This window comes from uncultured Merdimmobilis sp., from assembly GCF_902471145.1.
GTDB lineage: Bacteria > Bacillota > Clostridia > Oscillospirales > Ruminococcaceae > Merdimmobilis > Merdimmobilis hominis.
In genome coordinates this window covers 251,737-268,134 of record NZ_CABRJC010000001.1, presented here as the reverse complement: position 1 = coordinate 268,134, position 16,398 = coordinate 251,737, and the positions used below count along the sequence as shown (strand labels likewise).

Here is a 16,398-nt window from a genome sequence, read left to right as displayed (position 1 = left end):
ACAAACCCCAAGGGAAAAAAGCAACAGGGAAAACCTTCTCCCTTTTTTCTTAATACAAGATAGAAATAACCTCCTTTCGCCGAAATAACGAAAGGAGGTAGCTCTGTAAAACCAAAGCGGTCAGATTATATCGCCCATTGCCAAATCCAATATAACAGCAATAAATGAGCAGGGTAAAAAGCATAGCAAACGTATTGGAACCATTTGGAATGATATCCCTGCCTGCCGTGGTAAAGCCAAATTGGAATCAGGGACAATAGAGCAAAGCCCTGCTGCACAATTTGGAATTCATACCCGGCAAGGGTTACAGGATAAAAGTAACCGCCGATAACCCAGATGTTTAATACAGCCAAGCACATAAACTGTCCAAGGAAGCACCACCATTTTCTTTCGTGGAAGATATAAAATGTCAAAACGGTCAGTACACCGGCACCGTAGTAGTCAACCATGGTAATTGTTCCAAGAAGATAGCCAGCAAGTGCTGTTATCACAATGACCGGCCAGGTTACCCACCATTTTTTCCCTTCTTTTATTTTTCCCAGGAAGGTTATGCACAGCAGCGCAATCAGAAAAGTCCAAAGGACATTCTGATGGAATGGATAGATTAGCGAGCTTCCATAGATTAGGTTAAAAGGGATTTCGGAGACAATGGCAAAGATAAATATCCGGCTTATATACCTGCGGACATTGGATGTGTGGAAAAAACCTTCCACGATCATAAATGCAAAAATAGGGAAGGCTATTCTTCCAATACAGGTCAGCCACTCCTGGGCGGGAAACAACGTGGCCCAGAGATGGTCTCCCAGCATAAGCGCCATTGCCAGAATATGCAGAGAAAATGAACTGATTCCCTTTGCTTTTGTTTGCACCATAGTATTTCTCCTTTTTACCAATTTTAAGTGGAAATTTGCAAAACAGACCGATCTATTTGCCTGCAGGAGGGCTTCTAATTTATTTACTCTACCATATTTCTCTATTTTATTCAATTGGATATAAAAAGCGGCATCCCCACTGGGATGCCGCAAAAGGGAGCTACTGCTGATTGTTGAGTTTCATTTCGATCCAGCGGTCTTTGCTGATCAGCACTTGCCGGGGCTTGCTGCCCTCAAAGGGGCCCACAATGCCCCGGACCTCCATGTCGTCGATGAGCCGGGCGGCCCGGGCATAGCCCAACTTCAAGCGGCGCTGTAAGAGGGAGGTGGAGGCCTGTCCCGCCTCGATGACACACTCCACTGCCAAGGGAAGCATCTCGTCCTCGTCGTTGAAGCCGCCGCCGTCCCCGGAGTTTTTGCCCTTGGGCTCGGCTACCGCCTGTTTGTCGATCTCCTCGATGATGCCTTGGTCATACTCATGCTTCTCTCCCTCTTTGAGGAAGGAGGTCACCCGCTCAATCTCCTTGTCGCTGACAAAGCAGCCCTGGACGCGGATGGGCTTGGCTGCCCCCACCGGGGAGAAGAGCATGTCACCCCGGCCCAGCAGCTTTTCGGCACCCCCCATATCCAAAATGGTGCGGGAGTCCACCTGGCTGGAGACGGCAAAGGCGATCCGGGAGGGGATGTTGGCCTTGATGACGCCGGTGATAACATCCACCGAGGGCCGCTGGGTGGCGATGATCAAATGCATTCCTGCAGCCCGGGCCATCTGGGCCAGGCGGCAGATAGAATCCTCCACTTCATTGGGGGCCGCCATCATCAGGTCGGCCAGCTCGTCGATGATGATGACGATTTGGGGCATGGGGTGCAGGTCTTCCCGCTCCTCACAAAGGGAATTGTAGCCGGAGAGATCCCGCACGCCGGTTTCGGCAAAGGTTTTGTACCGGTTGAGCATCTCGGTAACCGCCCAAGCTAGGGCGCCAGCCGCTTTGCGGGGATCGGTGACCACTGGCACCAGCAGATGGGGAATGCCGTTGTACACCCCCAGTTCTACCACTTTAGGGTCCACCATGAGGAACTTGACCTCATCCGGGCTGGACTTAAAGAGCAAGCTCATGATGATGGAGTTGATGCAGACCGATTTGCCCGAACCGGTGGATCCGGCGATGAGCAGATGGGGCATCTTGGCAATGTCTGCCAGGGCGATGTTGCCGGTGATGTCCTTGCCCAAAGCCACGCTGACCCGGCTCTTGGCCTCCATAAACTCTGAGGAATCGATGATCTCCCGCAGGGAGACGGTGGTGACTACCTTGTTGGGCACCTCGATGCCCACAGCGGGTTTGTTGGGGATGGGGGCTTCGATGCGGACGCCGGCCGCCGCCAGGTTGAGGGCGATGTCGTCGGCCAGGCCGGTGATCTTGCTGATCTTCACCCCGGCGGAGGGCTGGAGCTCATACCGGGTGACTGCCGGGCCCCGGCAGATGTCGATGATCCGGGTCTGGACCCCAAAGCTCTGTAGGGTATCCACCAAGCGCTGGGCGTTGGCCTTTAGTTCCTCGGTGACGTCGTCATTCTTAGCAGGTGGGGCTTCGTTGAGCAGGGTGATCGGCGGGAAGGAGTAAACGGGGACCTGAGGGTCTTTGATGAGGATTTCCTGGTCCTCCAAGGGCAGATCCCCCGGGGCGGCATCGCCGGGCTCCTGTTCCGGCTCGGTCTCCGGGCTGGACAGCTCATCGGGGGAGTCCACCCAGGGCAGGTCCTGGGCCAGGACGGTGCCTCCTTCCGCCGGTTCGGCAGCGGGCCCAGCTTCCTCCTTTGGGGGGATAGCGTCTTTGTCCACCGTGATCAGCTTGCTGATGATGTCATCCAGGTAAGCGCTGTTCTCCGACTCTGCGGATTGCTCCTTAGATTCTTCCTTGGGGAGCTTGTCCTGGGTCTCAGGCTCGGGGTCACAGCGGAACTGGGGCTTGAGCAGCTTGGCGTCCAGCTTGTGGGAAGCCGGTTCCTCCGCCGCAACCGGCCCCTCTGCCAAAGGGGGGAGTGGGGCGATGGAATCCAGCAGCTTTTCCTTGGCTTTGCTCACGCCAGAGCGATCCATGCTCCCCTTGGGGGATTTGACCGGATGGGCGGGCAAGGGTTCGTCGTCTAACGGGACGTCGATGTTGAATTTGGGGCGGCGGCGCTCATCGCTGACCCGCTCCACATAGGCTTCTTCCAGCTTTTTGACCGGCTGGGCTGCCGATTGGTAAAGGTCGATGAGGGTGCCGCCGGTGATGACCATGACAAACACAAAGATCAAAAGGCAGATGGTGATGGAGGCCCCCAGCTTGCCGAACAGGTGCAGAAGAGGGACGCCGACAAGCCCTGCGGCCAGCCCGCCGCCGTGCATGGCCTCTCCGCTGTAGTAGAGCTGTTTGGCGGTGGCGATAAACCCTTCGGTCTCCGGGATGCCCAGGGTGAAGATCTGCACCGCCCCGCACAGCAGGGCGACCAGCACAAAGGTCTGCCAAAGTTTGTGGCCGATGTCGCCGCTGGGCTTTTCCAGGGCAGTCATCACCGCTATGTAGATTAGGATGGGGCAGATGAGGAATCCCCCCCAGCCAAACAGCCCAAACAACAGGTTGTGCAGGGTGTTCCAGAAGCTGTCCCCTTTTACAAGTGCCAGTGCGCCGAAGAGAATGCCCAAGGCGAAGAGCACCACCGCCCACATCTGCCGCCGGGCGCGGTTCTGTGCCTCCAGCTGTTTGGCGGTGGGCTTTTTTGCACCGGTTGATTTTTTACGGGAGGATGATTTTCCCTTTGTCGTAGCCATTCTTTTGTAACCTCCTGTTGCCGTGGGGTGGAAAAACGGGTTATTGGAGCCAGGTGAGGACTATCTTTTGCAGGGCGTGGTCGGTGAACATTTCATAAATACCCGCGGCGGTCACCAAGGTTCCAAGCGCCAGGGTGTAGTAAGCAAAGATTTTAAACTTATCGCTTTTCACCAGCCAATTGACCATCTTGATGGCGATGAGGCCAAACACTGCCGCAGAGAGCATGCCCACTGCCATCACAGAAAAGGGCAGGGAGACGCCGGCCTCCGCCGCGTCTTTGATCTCCAAAATGGCGCCGCCCAAAACGGCGGGCATGCCCATGATGAAGGAGAAGGTCACCGCGTATTGGCGGTCTAAGCCCATCATCAGCCCGGTGGCGATGGTGGAGCCAGAGCGGGAGATGCCGGGCAAGGGGGCAATAGCCTGGGCCGCTCCGATGGCCAAGGCGTCGCCATAGGTCATGGTTTTCGGGGTTTTGCGGCCCTTGGGGAACCGGTCCGCTAAGGTGAGCAAAACGCCGGTGATCAGGAAACAGATGCCCTCGGCCAGGATGCTGTTGTCGCTGGAAAAACCCTGGAGCCAATCTTTAAAAACAAAAGTGACAGCCAGGGGCAGGAGGGAGATGATCAAGAGGACGATCATCCGCCGGTAAGGGGTGAGGTGGGAGAGTTGGAACTTCCCTTTAAAGATATCGCCCACCATGCAGAAAAACTCGTAGATCAGCCGCAAGATGGTCTTGTGAAAAGCCAAAAACACGGCAATCAAGGTGCCCAGGTGCAGGAGGATGGAGAAGAGGGCCCCCGTTTCCCCGCCCTGGCCGGTAAAATACTGGATCAAAGAGAGGTGGCCGGAACTGGAGACTGGCAAAAACTCGGTCAAACCCTGGATAATGCCTTGAAAAAGCGCGTTCAAGATGTTCATGAGGAACCTCCGTATGTATCCCGCCCCTAACAGGACGGGTTGTTGTCAGACTGGGGCAAGGTGTAAGTGCTTCCGGGGGCAAACTCCGGTTTGAGGTAGACGGCGGGGTCGGTAGAGATCACCCGAGAGATGATCAGATCCCGCCCTTGGCGGACCCCTTCCAGGTAGCCGCCGTCAAACCCCGCCACCTCCATGGTGGGGGCGGCCGGCTGCTCCATTAAATACCAGGTGGGGGTCACCGAATGGATGATCATTGGGCATCCTCCTTCGGGGTGGACTCAATCAGCTCATAAAGGCAGGCGATGGCGTCCCCAAGGCCCCCCAGGTGGTCAATCAGCCCCTCCTGGACCGCGGCGTCGCCGTCGAGAACGGTGCCCACATCCATCATCAGTTCGCCGGTGGTCATCATCAGTTCCCGGAACCGCTGGGAGCTGATACCGGAATTTTCGGTGACAAACCGGACAATCCGCTCCTGCATCTTGTCAAAATAGGAGAGGGTCTGAGGGACGCCTAAAACCAGGCCGTTCATCCGCACCGGGTGAATGGTCATGGTGGCGGAGGGGACAATAAAGGACTGCTTAGCGCTGCAGGCCAGCGGCACGCCGATGGAGTGTCCGCCGCCCAGCACCAGGGAGACGGTGGGTTTGTTCATCCCGCTGATCAGCTCGGCGATGGCCAGGCCGGCTTCCACGTCGCCGCCAACGGTGTTGAGAATGATGATCAGCCCTTCAATGGTGGGATCCTGCTGGATGGCCACCAACTGGGGGATGACGTGTTCGTATTTGGTTGTTTTGTTTTGGGGCGGCAGGATGTAGTGCCCCTCAATCTGCCCGACGATGGTCAGGCAGTGGATGACGTGTTTCCCTTTAGCAGGGGTGACCGAACCGGTTTTGATGATCTCTTCGGTCTGGTCGGACCGCTCCTCATCCAGGGAACGCTCCTCTTCTTCCTCCGACATGGTGGGGGAGGGAGAGGACCCGCGGCGGTAGGGGGATTCCCCATGGCTGTGACCCATATCCAAACACTCCGTTTCTTTTACAAAAAATCCCTGCCATGGCGGCCGGGTGTTTCGATAGGTAGTCTTTCCGCAGCGTGTTTTATTATACGCTTTGCGCCGGGGGGAATATGTGCTTTCTTGGCGTTTCTTCCACCGTGAAAAGCACAACATCTCAACTTTAAATTATACCATGTTGCCCCCAGAAGTCAAACGAAGGCCCCCTTACGATTTTCTTATTTTTACAGGGGAAAACGAGGTCAAAAAAACAGGCGGCCGAAGCCGCCTGCCGTTTAATAACCCTTGATTTCGTCTAGGGATTCATCTTTTTCCACATAGTCCCGCTGGACGTCGATAATTCGGAATTGGTCGCGGGTATCCCGCACTACCACCTGGGCGATACCTGCGTTGATGATCATCCGCTTGCACAGGGAACAGGGGTTTGCCCCAACCACATAGTTGCCGGTGGAACACTCCAGCCCCACCAAATAAAGGGTGGCGCCCAGCATGTCGGCCCGGGAGGCGTGGATGATGGCGTTCTGTTCTGCGTGGACCGAGCGGCACATCTCATACCGCTGTCCCCGGGGGATGTTGAATTTCTCCCGGGTGCAGTACCCCAGATCGCAGCAGTTCTGCCGGCCCCGGGGAGCTCCTACATAGCCGGTGGAGATGATCTGATCGTTTTTCACAATAATCGCTCCAAAATTGCGGCGCAGGCAGGTGCCTCGGGCGGCTACTGTTTGGGCGATATCCAAATAATAATTATACTTATCTCTGCGTTCCATGGGATGATTCTCCTTTTTGTATGCCGCCAAGTTGGCGGTGGGAAGCGCCTTTTGTGCCCTAGTTGATACAAAAGGACAAATTTTTAGGTTCTCCCCCATTTTAATGCAAAACTGGCCTATGTGCAATGATTTTTTTTTGACTTTGTGTTACAATGAAGCAAGAAGCGCCGTTGGGGAGGCCTTATCCCTCCCGGCAGTCATCATTTTACTGGTTTTGGAGGACAAGTCCTTGAAATTATCCAACATTTCGGTCATCAAAGACCTGCTCGGCCGCCATGGGTTCACCTTTTCCAAGGCCCTGGGGCAGAACTTCCTCATCAACCCCACCGTCTGCCCCCGCATGGCAGAGGAGGGGGGAGCGGCCCCCGGTGTCGGGGTCATCGAAATCGGGGCTGGCATCGGCGTGCTCACCGCCGAACTGGCCCAGAGGGCGGAAAAGGTGCTCTGCATTGAGATCGACTCCCGGCTGCTGCCTATTTTGGATGAGACCCTGGGGGAATACAACAACATCAAAATCATCAATGAGGATGTGCTGAAGGTGGACCTGCCCGCCCTCATCGCCCAGGAGTTCCCGGGGATGGAGGTGGTGGTCTGCGCCAATCTTCCCTACTACATCACCTCTCCCATCCTGATGGACCTGCTGGAGCAGCGTCTGCCCATCCGGTCGATCACCGTCATGGTGCAGAAGGAGGCCGCCCAGCGGATCTGCGCCCCATTGGGGAGCCGGGAGGTTGGTGCGGTCACGGTGGCAGTGCGGTATTTTTCCGAACCAAAGGTGCTGTTCCAGGTGTCCCGCGGCTCCTTTCTGCCCGCCCCGGATGTGGATTCCACCGTCATCCGGCTGGATGTCCACCAGGAACCGCCAGTCTCAGTGCCGGATGAAACGCTGTTTTTCCAGGTGGTGCGGGGGGCTTTTTCCCAGCGCCGCAAGACAGTTTCCAACTCCCTGTCCAGCGCGTTGTCGCTCCCCAAAGCCGCGGTCAATCAAATTTTAGAGGCGGCTGGGGTTCCCCTCACCGCCCGGCCGGAGCAGCTCTCTATGGAGGAGTTCGCCGCCCTCTCCACGGCCGTAGGCAATTGGAAAAAGGCGGCCAACCGGGAATAGAAAAAACCCTCCCCAATCCGGGGAGGGTTTTGTTTTGCGGGGAGGTAGGGGCTATTTCTGCTCCACCTCTTTGGCGGCCTCTTTTTCCGCCAGGTCTTTGACTCGGTAGCTCAAGGTCATCAAGCTGTCCCCCAGGTGGACATTCTCCACCACAATGCTGTCGTAGTTGACCGCCAGATCGTAGTGGGAGAAATTCCAGAACCCGCGGATGCCCAAGCCAACCAAAAGGTCGGCGATCTCCTGTGCCGCTTCCTTTGGGATGCACAGTACCGCCATCTTCGGGCGGTACTGCTGACAAAAAGCAGTCAGATCGCTGACATCCCGGATGGGGAGCCCACGGACCCGGCGGCCGATGACCTCGCTGTTTTTGTCAAAGATGCCGATGAGATCGAACCCCTTGTTTTCAAAATCCATATGGGTGGCGATGGTGCGGCCCAGGTTGCCAGCGCCGATCAAAATGGTCTTGACGCCCAGGTTTAACCCCAGGATGTTGCCGATCTCCCCATGGAGGGCGGATACGTTGTACCCATACCCCTGCTGGCCGAATCCCCCAAAGCAATTGAGATCCTGCCGGATTTGGGAAGCGGTCAGCCGCATGATCTGTGCCAACTCCCGGGAAGAGATGCGGTTGACCCCACTTTTTAAAAGTTCCCCCAAGAACCGGTAATAGCGCGGCAGGCGCTTGATTACCGAGAGGGATACTGTATCACTTTTTGCCATTGCAATCACTCCCAACAAGACAGAAAGGACAAAATAAAAGTAGCATAAATAGTGTAAACGAATTTGGTGGAAAAGTCAAATAAGCAGCAATTGTTTGTAGGATTGCCGGAATTGGCCGGATTGTTTGCGCTACCTCCATGATTTATTCACAAATATTCGCTATACTAAAAACAGAAATGACCTTTGTACAAAGCTCTTTCCCATGGAGCGAGTAGACGACCATTCCCTTCGGGCCAGGGGCAGATGCGGTTTTCCCCTGTGTCGCCGCTGGGGTTTATCCGAATAAAAGGAGTAATGACATGAACAAACAACCTCTTTACGATCTGCCGGAAAATCTGGATGAATTGGAGCCGGAGCGCAGGGTCACCGTCGTCTGTGTTACCAACCAATTTCAATGCGACCGCATCATCAAGGCAGGACGGGTGATGGCAGATCTGAGCAACACCGCCTTAAACGTCATCAGTGTGGCCAACCCGGGAAGGGACCAGGACCCTGCCGCATTGCAGCACCTGTTTGATGTCACCAAGGAAAATGGGGGGAGTATGTCAATCTTATATGAGCTTGACCCAGCCAAGGCAATTATCCGTTATTTGAAGGAAAACAAAACATCCTATGTGCTCACTGGCATGCCGGAGAATGAAAATTCCATCCTCTATCAGATTTGGGAGAAGTTCACCCATATCACTTTCTTAACCGTCACCCCGGAAGGGGAACTCCAGGAGGCGGGCCGCGCCAGGTCCCTGCAAGCCGCCAATTGATTCTATGAAAAGGAGCGATTGTCATGCAAATCCGCGTCGATGAAATTTCCTTTGCCAGCAGCAACGGGCGCAGTCTGGTCAAAGGCTGGGTCTATGCCCCGATGGAAGGGGATTGCAAGGGAATTGTGCAGATCTCTCACGGCATGTGCGAATACATCGGCCGGTATGATCCCTTCCTCCGCTTTTTGGCGCAGCACGGGTATGTCGCCTGCGGCAACGACCATATTGGCCACGGCCACAGCAGCCCAGATGAGGACCACCTGGGCTATATGGGGGGGATGGAGGGCGACCGCTGGATTGTGGAGGATCTGCACCGCTTCAACCGGATTGTCCGCAAAATCCACCCCGGCTTGCCCTGTGTCATGCTGGGCCACAGCATGGGTTCCTTTGCCGCGCGGGTGTATGCTGCCCAATATGGGCATACCCTGGCAGGGTTAATTTTAAGCGGCACTGGGGGGAAGAACCCCGCCGCCCCTCTGGGGGAGAAGCTGGCCCGTGCTCTCAGCCGCAGGGCAGGGGAACGGGAGCGGACTCCTGTGCTGACCAGGCTGATCTTCCAGGATTACAACCGAGCCTTTGAGCCCCGCCGCACCGACAGCGACTGGCTCACCCGGGACAATGACCTGGTAGACCGGTATATTGACGACCCTTTCTGCACCTTTACCTTCACCAATTCCGCCTATGCGGCGTTGCTGCGGCTGCACCATCAGGCCAACAGCCGAAAGACCTTTCAAAGGACCCCCAAGGAACTGCCGGTTTACCTGTTCTCCGGGGACAAAGATCCGGTGGGAGGAAACGGGGAAGGGGTAGCCCAGGTGTTCCGGAGGTACAATGAGGCCGGGCTGTGGGATGTGGAACTGAAGCTCTACCCCGATGGCCGCCACGAGATGCTCAACGAACTCAACCGACAAGAGGTCTATAAGGATGTCTTGGGATGGCTGGACTTCCATTTGGCGGAATAGAGGGAAAGGCCCGCCTTGAAAAAAGCAGTGCAAAAAGAAAAGCCCTTGGGAATTATCCCAAGGGCTTTTGCATGTTCCTATTTGGCATAGTCCACCGAACGGGTTTCGCGGATCAAGTTGACTTTGATCTGTCCAGGGTATTCCATCTCATCTTCGATCTTTTTGGCGATTTCCCGGGCGGTGATAACCATCTGATCGTCGCTGATCACATCGGGTTTGATCATGACGCGGATCTCACGGCCGGCCTGGATGGCGAAGCATTTCTCCACCCCATTGAAGGAATTTGCAATCTCCTCCAGCTTCTCCAGGCGCTTGATGTAATTCTCCAGGTTCTCACGGCGGGCACCGGGACGCGCGGCGGAGATGGCATCAGCAGCCTGCACCAGGCAGGCGACGATGGTTTTAGGCTCCACATCGTTGTGGTGGGCCTCAATGGCGTGGATAATCTCCGGGCTTTCCTTGTACTTTTTGGCGATGTCTACGCCGATGGCCACATGGGAGCCTTCGATTTCATGGGTGAGGGCCTTGCCGATGTCGTGGATCAAACCGGCGCGGCGTGCTTGGTTGACGTCTGCGCCCACTTCGGCGGCCATAATGCCGGCCAGGTGAGCGACTTCCACTGAATGGGCCAGGACATTCTGGCCATAGCTGGTGCGGTACCGCATCCGGCCCAAAAGCTTGATCAACTCGGGATGCATGGCATGGACGCCGGTTTCAATGACAGCGCGCTCGCCGTCCTGCTTGATCTTCTGCTCCACTTCGCGGCGGGCCTTGTCCACCATTTCCTCGATGCGGGCGGGGTGGATGCGGCCGTCCTGGATCAATCGCTCCAGGGCGATGCGGGCGATCTCCCGCTTCACCGTGTCGTGGCAGGAGAGGGTGATGGCTTCCGGCGTGTCGTCGATGATCAGGTCGACGCCGGTCAAGGTCTCCAGGGTGCGGATGTTGCGGCCTTCACGGCCTATGATCCGGCCCTTCATCTCATCATTGGGCAGGGGGACTACCGACACAGTGACCTCAGCCACATGGTCGGCGGCACACCGCTGGATGGCTTGGGTAATAATCTCGCGGGCCTTCTGGTCCGCTTCATCCTTCAGCCGCTGTTCGATCTGGGTGATCTTCAGGGCCTTCTCATGGGTCAGTTCATTCTCCAGGTTGGTGAGCAGGTATTCCTTAGCTTGGTCAGCGGTGTAGCCGGAGATTTTCTCCAGCATCTCAAACTGGTGTTTTTTCACCAGGTCCGCCTCTTTAAGCTGCTCCTCCACCTCAGTCATCTTCTTTTGCAGGGCTTCTTCTTTCTTCTCCTGGTTTTCCAGTTTGCGGTCCAGGGATTCTTCCTTCTGCTGGATGCGCCGCTCCAGTCGGGATACCTCGCTGCGGCGGTCCTTTAATTCTTTTTCGGTCTCAGTTCGCATGCGATAGATTTCATCTTTCGCTTCGACAATTGCTTCTTTCTTTTTGCTTTCTGCTGTTTTCAGAGCCTCGCTGACCAGCCGCTTCGCCTCATCTTCGGCGGAGCCCAGTTCAGCTTCGGCGATCCGTTTTCTATATTTCACGCCCAGGGGAAAGGCGATAATCAAGCCGGCAGCAAACGCAATGATACCGATATAGATTGTCATGTCGCCCATACGATGTTTCATACCTCCTTTGTTTGAATTTTGGAAATTGAATATTGTAATATAGATCAGGGTAGCATTTTCAAAAACCAGTGGGCCATGGGGACAGGCCATAGCCCTCCACTCTAAAAAAACGCTATTTCTATTTTACCGTTCCGTGGGTGTGATGTCAAGGTGAATGTATGGACGGGGCATTTAAAATGGATGGAACCGCCAAAGATTTGGCCTTGACAAATCTCTACCCCGGTGGTATGATACACAGTAATCAGCAAAGGCTGAGGATTTTTATAAGAACTGAAATCGTTGATGAGGACGTTGCCGTCCCAAACAACCATACCAGAGAGGAAGCGCCACCGGCTGAAAGCGCGTCTATGGAAGGAATGGCAGATACCACCTCTGAGAGTGCGATTAAGGCTTGTCCCCAAACGCGCCGCGTGACAGCGTTACCCAGTCTACGAGGGGCAGGGTGTTTTCCTGCAATTCGGGTGGAACCGTGGAGCATTTGCTTCATCCCGTGTTTTCTGCGCGGGATGGGGCTTTTTTTATTTCATCCTCCCGCAAAGATGCAAGGGCTCCCCCCCCAGGGGGAGGATGATTTGAAATAAAAACCGCAGACTATGGATAGAATTTTTGTGAAAAGGAGCGAGCGAACTATGATCAACATCACCTTAAAAGACGGCGTCGCCAAGGAGTACCAGGCTCCGATTACCCCTATTGAGATCGCAAAAGACCTCTCTGCCGGCCTGGCCAAAGCCGCCTGCGCTGCAAAAGTGAACGGCGAGCTTCGGGACCTGCGCTTCCCCATCGAAAGCGACGCCAATGTGTCCATCCTCACCTTTGAGGACGCCGAGGGCAAAAAGGCATTCTGGCACACCAGCGCCCATGTGTTGGCCCAGGCGGTGCAGCACCTGTATCCCGAGGCTAAACTGACCATCGGCCCCGCGGTGGACAACGGCTTCTATTATGACATCGACGTGGAGAAGCCCTTTGTGGCAGAAGACCTGGAGAAGATCGAAGCCGAAATGAAGAAGATCGTCAAGGAAGGGGAAGCATTGGAGCGGTTTGAGCTCTCTGGCGACGAGGCCAAAGAGCTGATGAAGGATAACCCCTACAAGGTCGAATTGATCGAGGAGCACGCTGGAAAAGGGGAGAAGCTGAGCTTCTTCCGCCAGGGCGATTTCACCGACCTGTGCGCCGGCCCCCACCTGATGAATACCAGCCCCATCAAGGCCATCAAGCTGACCCAGTGCACCGGCGCCTATTGGCGCGGCGACGCCAACAACCGGATGCTGTGCCGGGTGTACGGCATCAGCTTCCCCAAGGCTTCTATGCTGGAAGAGCACCTGAAGATGCTGGAAGAGGCCAAAAAGCGGGATCACCGCAAACTGGGCAAAGAGCTGGAGCTCTTCGACATCTTTGAGGAAGGCCCCGGATTCCCGGTGTTCCTGCCCAAGGGTATGGCCCTTCGCAATACCTTGGAAGGCTACTGGAGGGAGCTGCACCGCAAGGCCGGCTATCTGGAGATCCGCACCCCCCTCATCCTCAACGAGGAGCTGTGGCACCGTTCCGGCCACTGGGACCATTATAAAGACAATATGTACACCACCGTCATCGACGGGGAGGACTACGCTGTCAAGCCGATGAACTGCCCCGGCGGCATGCTGGTCTACAAGAGCAAGCCCCGCTCCTATCGGGATCTGCCCCTGCGCATGGGTGAGCTGGGTATCGTCCACCGCCACGAGCTCTCCGGCGCCCTCCACGGCCTGATGCGGGTTCGCTGCTTCACCCAGGACGACGCCCACATCTTTATGACCGAGGATATGATCAAGGACGAGATCAAAGGCGTTGCCGCCTTGATCGATGAGGTCTATTCCATGTTCGGCTTCAAGTACCATGTGGAGCTCTCCACCATGCCCGAGGACCACATGGGCTCCCTGGAGCAGTGGGAGCAGGCAACCTCCGCCCTGGAGAATGCCCTGAAAGAGCTGGGCCGCGACTATGTGATCAACGAGGGCGACGGCGCTTTCTATGGCCCCAAGATCGACTTCCATCTGGAGGACTGCTTGGGCCGGACCTGGCAGTGCGGCACCATCCAGCTGGACTACCAGATGCCCGAACGGTTTGACCTGGAGTACACCGGCGCAGATGGCGAGAAGCACCGCCCCATCATGATCCACCGGGTGCTGTTTGGCTCCATTGAGCGGTTCATCGGCATCCTCACCGAGCATTTTGCCGGCGCGTTCCCCATGTGGCTGGCTCCAGTGCAGGTCAAAGTGATCCCTGTCTCTGAGAAGCATATGGACTATGCCAAAGGCGTTTACCAGAAGCTGTTTGACGCCGGCCTGCGGGTGGAGCTGGATGAGCGCAATGAGAAGATTGGCTACAAGATCCGGGAAGCCCAGTTGGAGAAGGTCCCCTACATGCTGATTGTAGGCGACAAAGAGGAGGAGGCGGGCAACGTTTCGGTCCGCTCCCGCAGCGATGGCGACAAGGGTGTCAGCACCCTGGAGGATTTCCTCTGTGCCATCAAAGTGGAGATCGATTCTAAGGCGCAGTAATCCCTTATATAAATAGGTATAGAAGAGCCCCAGGGGAGTACATCCCCCGGGGCTCTTGTTTTTTCATCCAGATTTCAGGCAAAACTGGAAATTTGTTCATATCTTGGGGATAAGATAGATACAGCCATGGGAAAATATCCTTGGAGCACAGGAGTCTACCAACTTGTTAAGAATAAAAAGTTGGCAAATATTTATTGATGTTGCACAATAATTGTGTATTTTCTGTTACGATATCAGGCGATTTGGTTGTAAAATAGTAACAAACAGAGCCCCAAACCTTGATTTTAACAGGTTTTTGCGCTATAATCAGGAAGTGAAAAAATGTCCAATGGGACAGAAGGAAAGGGGTTGATGCCGATGGCTCTCAAATTCGTGCGCGGTCAAGGCGATGGCCAGGCCGAGAGCGGTGAGGGGCAAAAGGCAGATAACACACATTCCCCCGACAATAAGTCCAAATGGCTTGTCAACTATAAAGACCGGCTGTACCGGCTTAGTTACTACACCGGCGTTCAACTGATGCGCTTTGGCAAGCGGATTCGCCGCCATGCTGTCGCTGCGGTGCTGGATGCCCAAGATTGGCTGCTGGAACAGAGTGCAGAGACCCGGGAGCGGGCCGCTTATGCTAGGATTAGCTTGCGTCGCACCTTGGAACAGGAGTTTTTCTCGCCGGTTCGTGCCTTCAGGGCCCGGGTGAAGGAACTGCGGGCGGAGTATGATTCCGCTAAGAGCCAAGGCGGCGACCAGATGGAAAGCTTTTTGGCTGCAACCAGCCAGGAACTGTGGGCAGAGACCCGCAAAGTTCTGGGGATTACCTTCAACTACGTAGCCCCTTTGGGGGCGGCGGCTTTGTTGTTTGTCACCATTACCACGGTGAACAGTTTCTCCTTTGGCTTGAAGGTGGAGTACAACAGCAAAGTGGTCGGCTATGTCCGCAGCGAGGCGGACTTTGAAGTGGCCCAGGCGGAGATGAAGAAGCGTATCATCTACGAGGATTATATCCAGCCGGAAGATGCAGTTCCCCGCTTCACCATGGCAATTGTAAACGATAAGGACATCATCTCCACCAACGATCTGACCGACCGGCTGATCGAGTCCTCCGGCAACGAGCTTCAAGAAGCCTACGGCCTTTATATCGACAACCAGTTCATGGGCGCCACCACTGACGGCGATTCCCTATTGGAGAATCTCAATGCCCGTTTGGAGGAATATAGCACCGGCGCCAAGGATGAAAAGGTCAGTTTTGTCAAAGACGTGCAGGTTCGGGAAGGCTTGTATCCTCTCACCTCTATTGTGGATTTGCGCAACATTGAATCCGAATTGGACAAGGATGAGTCGGAGGAGCGGATCTACACCGTGCAGAAGGGGGATGCCCCCACCCTGATCGCGCAGAAATATGACATGCGGTATTCCGATCTGAAAGAGCTTAACCCGGAGATTGAAACTGAGCTCTTTGTGGGGCAGGAGGTTTTGATTTCCCGCTCAGTCCCCTTCTTAGGGGTTCAGGTAACCAAGACAGTGACCGAAACTGAGGATATTCCCTATGAGATTGAACAGGTCACTGACAACAGCTACAACGAGGGCTTTACCAAAGTTTCGGTGAAGGGACAAACCGGTGAAAAAGAAGTAACCAGCCAGATCACCTATGTGGACGGCGTGGAGACCGAACGGATTGTCCTAGACAGCCGGGTAGTTAAAGAACCAGTGACACAGAAGGTGATCGTAGGCGGAAATAAACCTCTCTCCTACATCCCTACCTCCGGAGGCACCAACAATGGCGGGTTTATCTGGCCGGTTGGCGGAAACGGCGGTTATGTCAGCTGTAGAATCTGGGGATATTCTGGCCACACCGGTGTGGACATTGCCAGCCAGCCGGGAACCCCTATTTATGCAGCGGCTGCTGGGCAGGTAGTCACCGCCCAATACTGGGGCGGCGCATATGGTCATTACGTCAAGATCAGCCATGGAAACGGCCTGTATACCTTGTATGCCCACAACAGCAAGTTGTATGTGAATCCGGGCGATTATGTGGAGCAGGGCCAGCTGATTGCGGCTATGGGGCGTACCGGCCGGGCCACCGGAAACCACTGCCATTTTGAAATTATCAACAATGGCCGGTATCTGGATCCCCTGCAATACATCGGCTAACAAACTTAAATACGGCGGGAAGGGCTTTTCCCGCCGTATTTTTCTGCCTGGGCGGGGGCAAAGTATTAAAATTAAAAAAATTCTGTTCGCTTGATTATCCTGTATATGTCCGGCCTGGTTGGACAAACACTGCGGTTTCAAAGATCCTC

The 16,398-nt window shown here is 55.3% G+C and carries 13 protein-coding genes; 5 read left to right on the top strand and 8 right to left on the bottom strand.

The features are described 5' to 3' along the window. Window positions 1-125: 125 nt before the first annotated feature. The 6 genes from RDQ42_RS01245 to RDQ42_RS01220 form a co-directional block, all read right to left on the bottom strand. Window positions 126-872 (bottom strand): TraX family protein, encoded by a 747-nt coding sequence (locus RDQ42_RS01245; RefSeq protein WP_071428009.1) that lies wholly within the window; start codon window positions 870-872, stop codon window positions 126-128. A gap of 160 nt (window positions 873-1,032) precedes the next feature. Next, a complete protein-coding gene (locus tag RDQ42_RS01240) occupies window positions 1,033-3,684 on the bottom strand; it encodes a DNA translocase FtsK (RefSeq protein ID WP_231358176.1) in 2,652 nt (883 codons plus the stop codon). Between the two features lie 40 nt (window positions 3,685-3,724). Then, entirely contained in the window at window positions 3,725-4,606 is an 882-nt protein-coding gene (locus tag RDQ42_RS01235) for an undecaprenyl-diphosphate phosphatase (protein ID WP_071428012.1), read from the bottom strand. Window positions 4,607-4,632: 26 nt separating this feature from the next. Next, a complete protein-coding gene (locus RDQ42_RS01230; RefSeq protein WP_054331783.1) occupies window positions 4,633-4,860 on the bottom strand; it encodes a YlzJ-like family protein in 228 nt (75 codons plus the stop codon). After that, window positions 4,857-5,564, bottom strand: coding sequence for a ClpP family protease (locus RDQ42_RS01225; RefSeq protein WP_082398625.1), 708 nt, complete (start codon window positions 5,562-5,564; stop codon window positions 4,857-4,859). The genes RDQ42_RS01230 and RDQ42_RS01225 overlap by 4 nt, the downstream gene beginning before the upstream one ends. A gap of 329 nt (window positions 5,565-5,893) precedes the next feature. Then, window positions 5,894-6,385, bottom strand: coding sequence for a dCMP deaminase family protein (locus tag RDQ42_RS01220; RefSeq protein ID WP_071428014.1), 492 nt, complete (start codon window positions 6,383-6,385; stop codon window positions 5,894-5,896). A gap of 229 nt (window positions 6,386-6,614) precedes the next feature. Between RDQ42_RS01220 and rsmA the strand changes: the two genes are divergently transcribed. Continuing rightward, the gene (rsmA, locus tag RDQ42_RS01215) at window positions 6,615-7,490 is read left to right on the top strand and encodes a 16S rRNA (adenine(1518)-N(6)/adenine(1519)-N(6))-dimethyltransferase RsmA (RefSeq protein ID WP_054331785.1); all 876 of its coding nucleotides are present in this window, start codon (window positions 6,615-6,617) and stop codon (window positions 7,488-7,490) included. A gap of 51 nt (window positions 7,491-7,541) precedes the next feature. Here rsmA and RDQ42_RS01210 read toward each other — a convergent pair whose 3' ends face one another. After that, entirely contained in the window at window positions 7,542-8,210 is a 669-nt protein-coding gene (locus RDQ42_RS01210; protein ID WP_054331786.1) for a redox-sensing transcriptional repressor Rex, read from the bottom strand. 299 nt (window positions 8,211-8,509) lie between these two features. Between RDQ42_RS01210 and RDQ42_RS01205 the strand changes: the two genes are divergently transcribed. Together RDQ42_RS01205 and RDQ42_RS01200 are read left to right on the top strand one after the other, a co-directional pair. Continuing rightward, window positions 8,510-8,968: a hypothetical protein gene (locus RDQ42_RS01205; RefSeq protein WP_054331787.1), complete on the top strand. Its 459-nt coding sequence runs from the start codon at window positions 8,510-8,512 to the stop codon at window positions 8,966-8,968. A gap of 23 nt (window positions 8,969-8,991) precedes the next feature. After that, window positions 8,992-9,930 carry an alpha/beta fold hydrolase gene (locus tag RDQ42_RS01200; RefSeq protein ID WP_231358178.1) on the top strand — a complete coding sequence of 313 codons (939 nt, stop codon included), beginning with the start codon at window positions 8,992-8,994 and terminating at the stop codon, window positions 9,928-9,930. A 77-nt stretch (window positions 9,931-10,007) separates the two neighbouring features. Here RDQ42_RS01200 and rny read toward each other — a convergent pair whose 3' ends face one another. Continuing rightward, on the bottom strand, window positions 10,008-11,549 hold the full coding sequence (rny, locus tag RDQ42_RS01195; protein ID WP_071428447.1) for a ribonuclease Y: 1,542 nt from the start codon (window positions 11,547-11,549) through the stop codon (window positions 10,008-10,010). A 650-nt stretch (window positions 11,550-12,199) separates the two neighbouring features. Here rny and thrS point away from each other — a divergent pair. Next, on the top strand, window positions 12,200-14,104 hold the full coding sequence (gene thrS / locus RDQ42_RS01190) for a threonine--tRNA ligase (protein ID WP_231358221.1): 1,905 nt from the start codon (window positions 12,200-12,202) through the stop codon (window positions 14,102-14,104). A gap of 357 nt (window positions 14,105-14,461) precedes the next feature. Further along, window positions 14,462-16,249, top strand: coding sequence for a M23 family metallopeptidase (locus RDQ42_RS01185; RefSeq protein ID WP_231358179.1), 1,788 nt, complete (start codon window positions 14,462-14,464; stop codon window positions 16,247-16,249). Window positions 16,250-16,398: the final 149 nt, after the last annotated feature.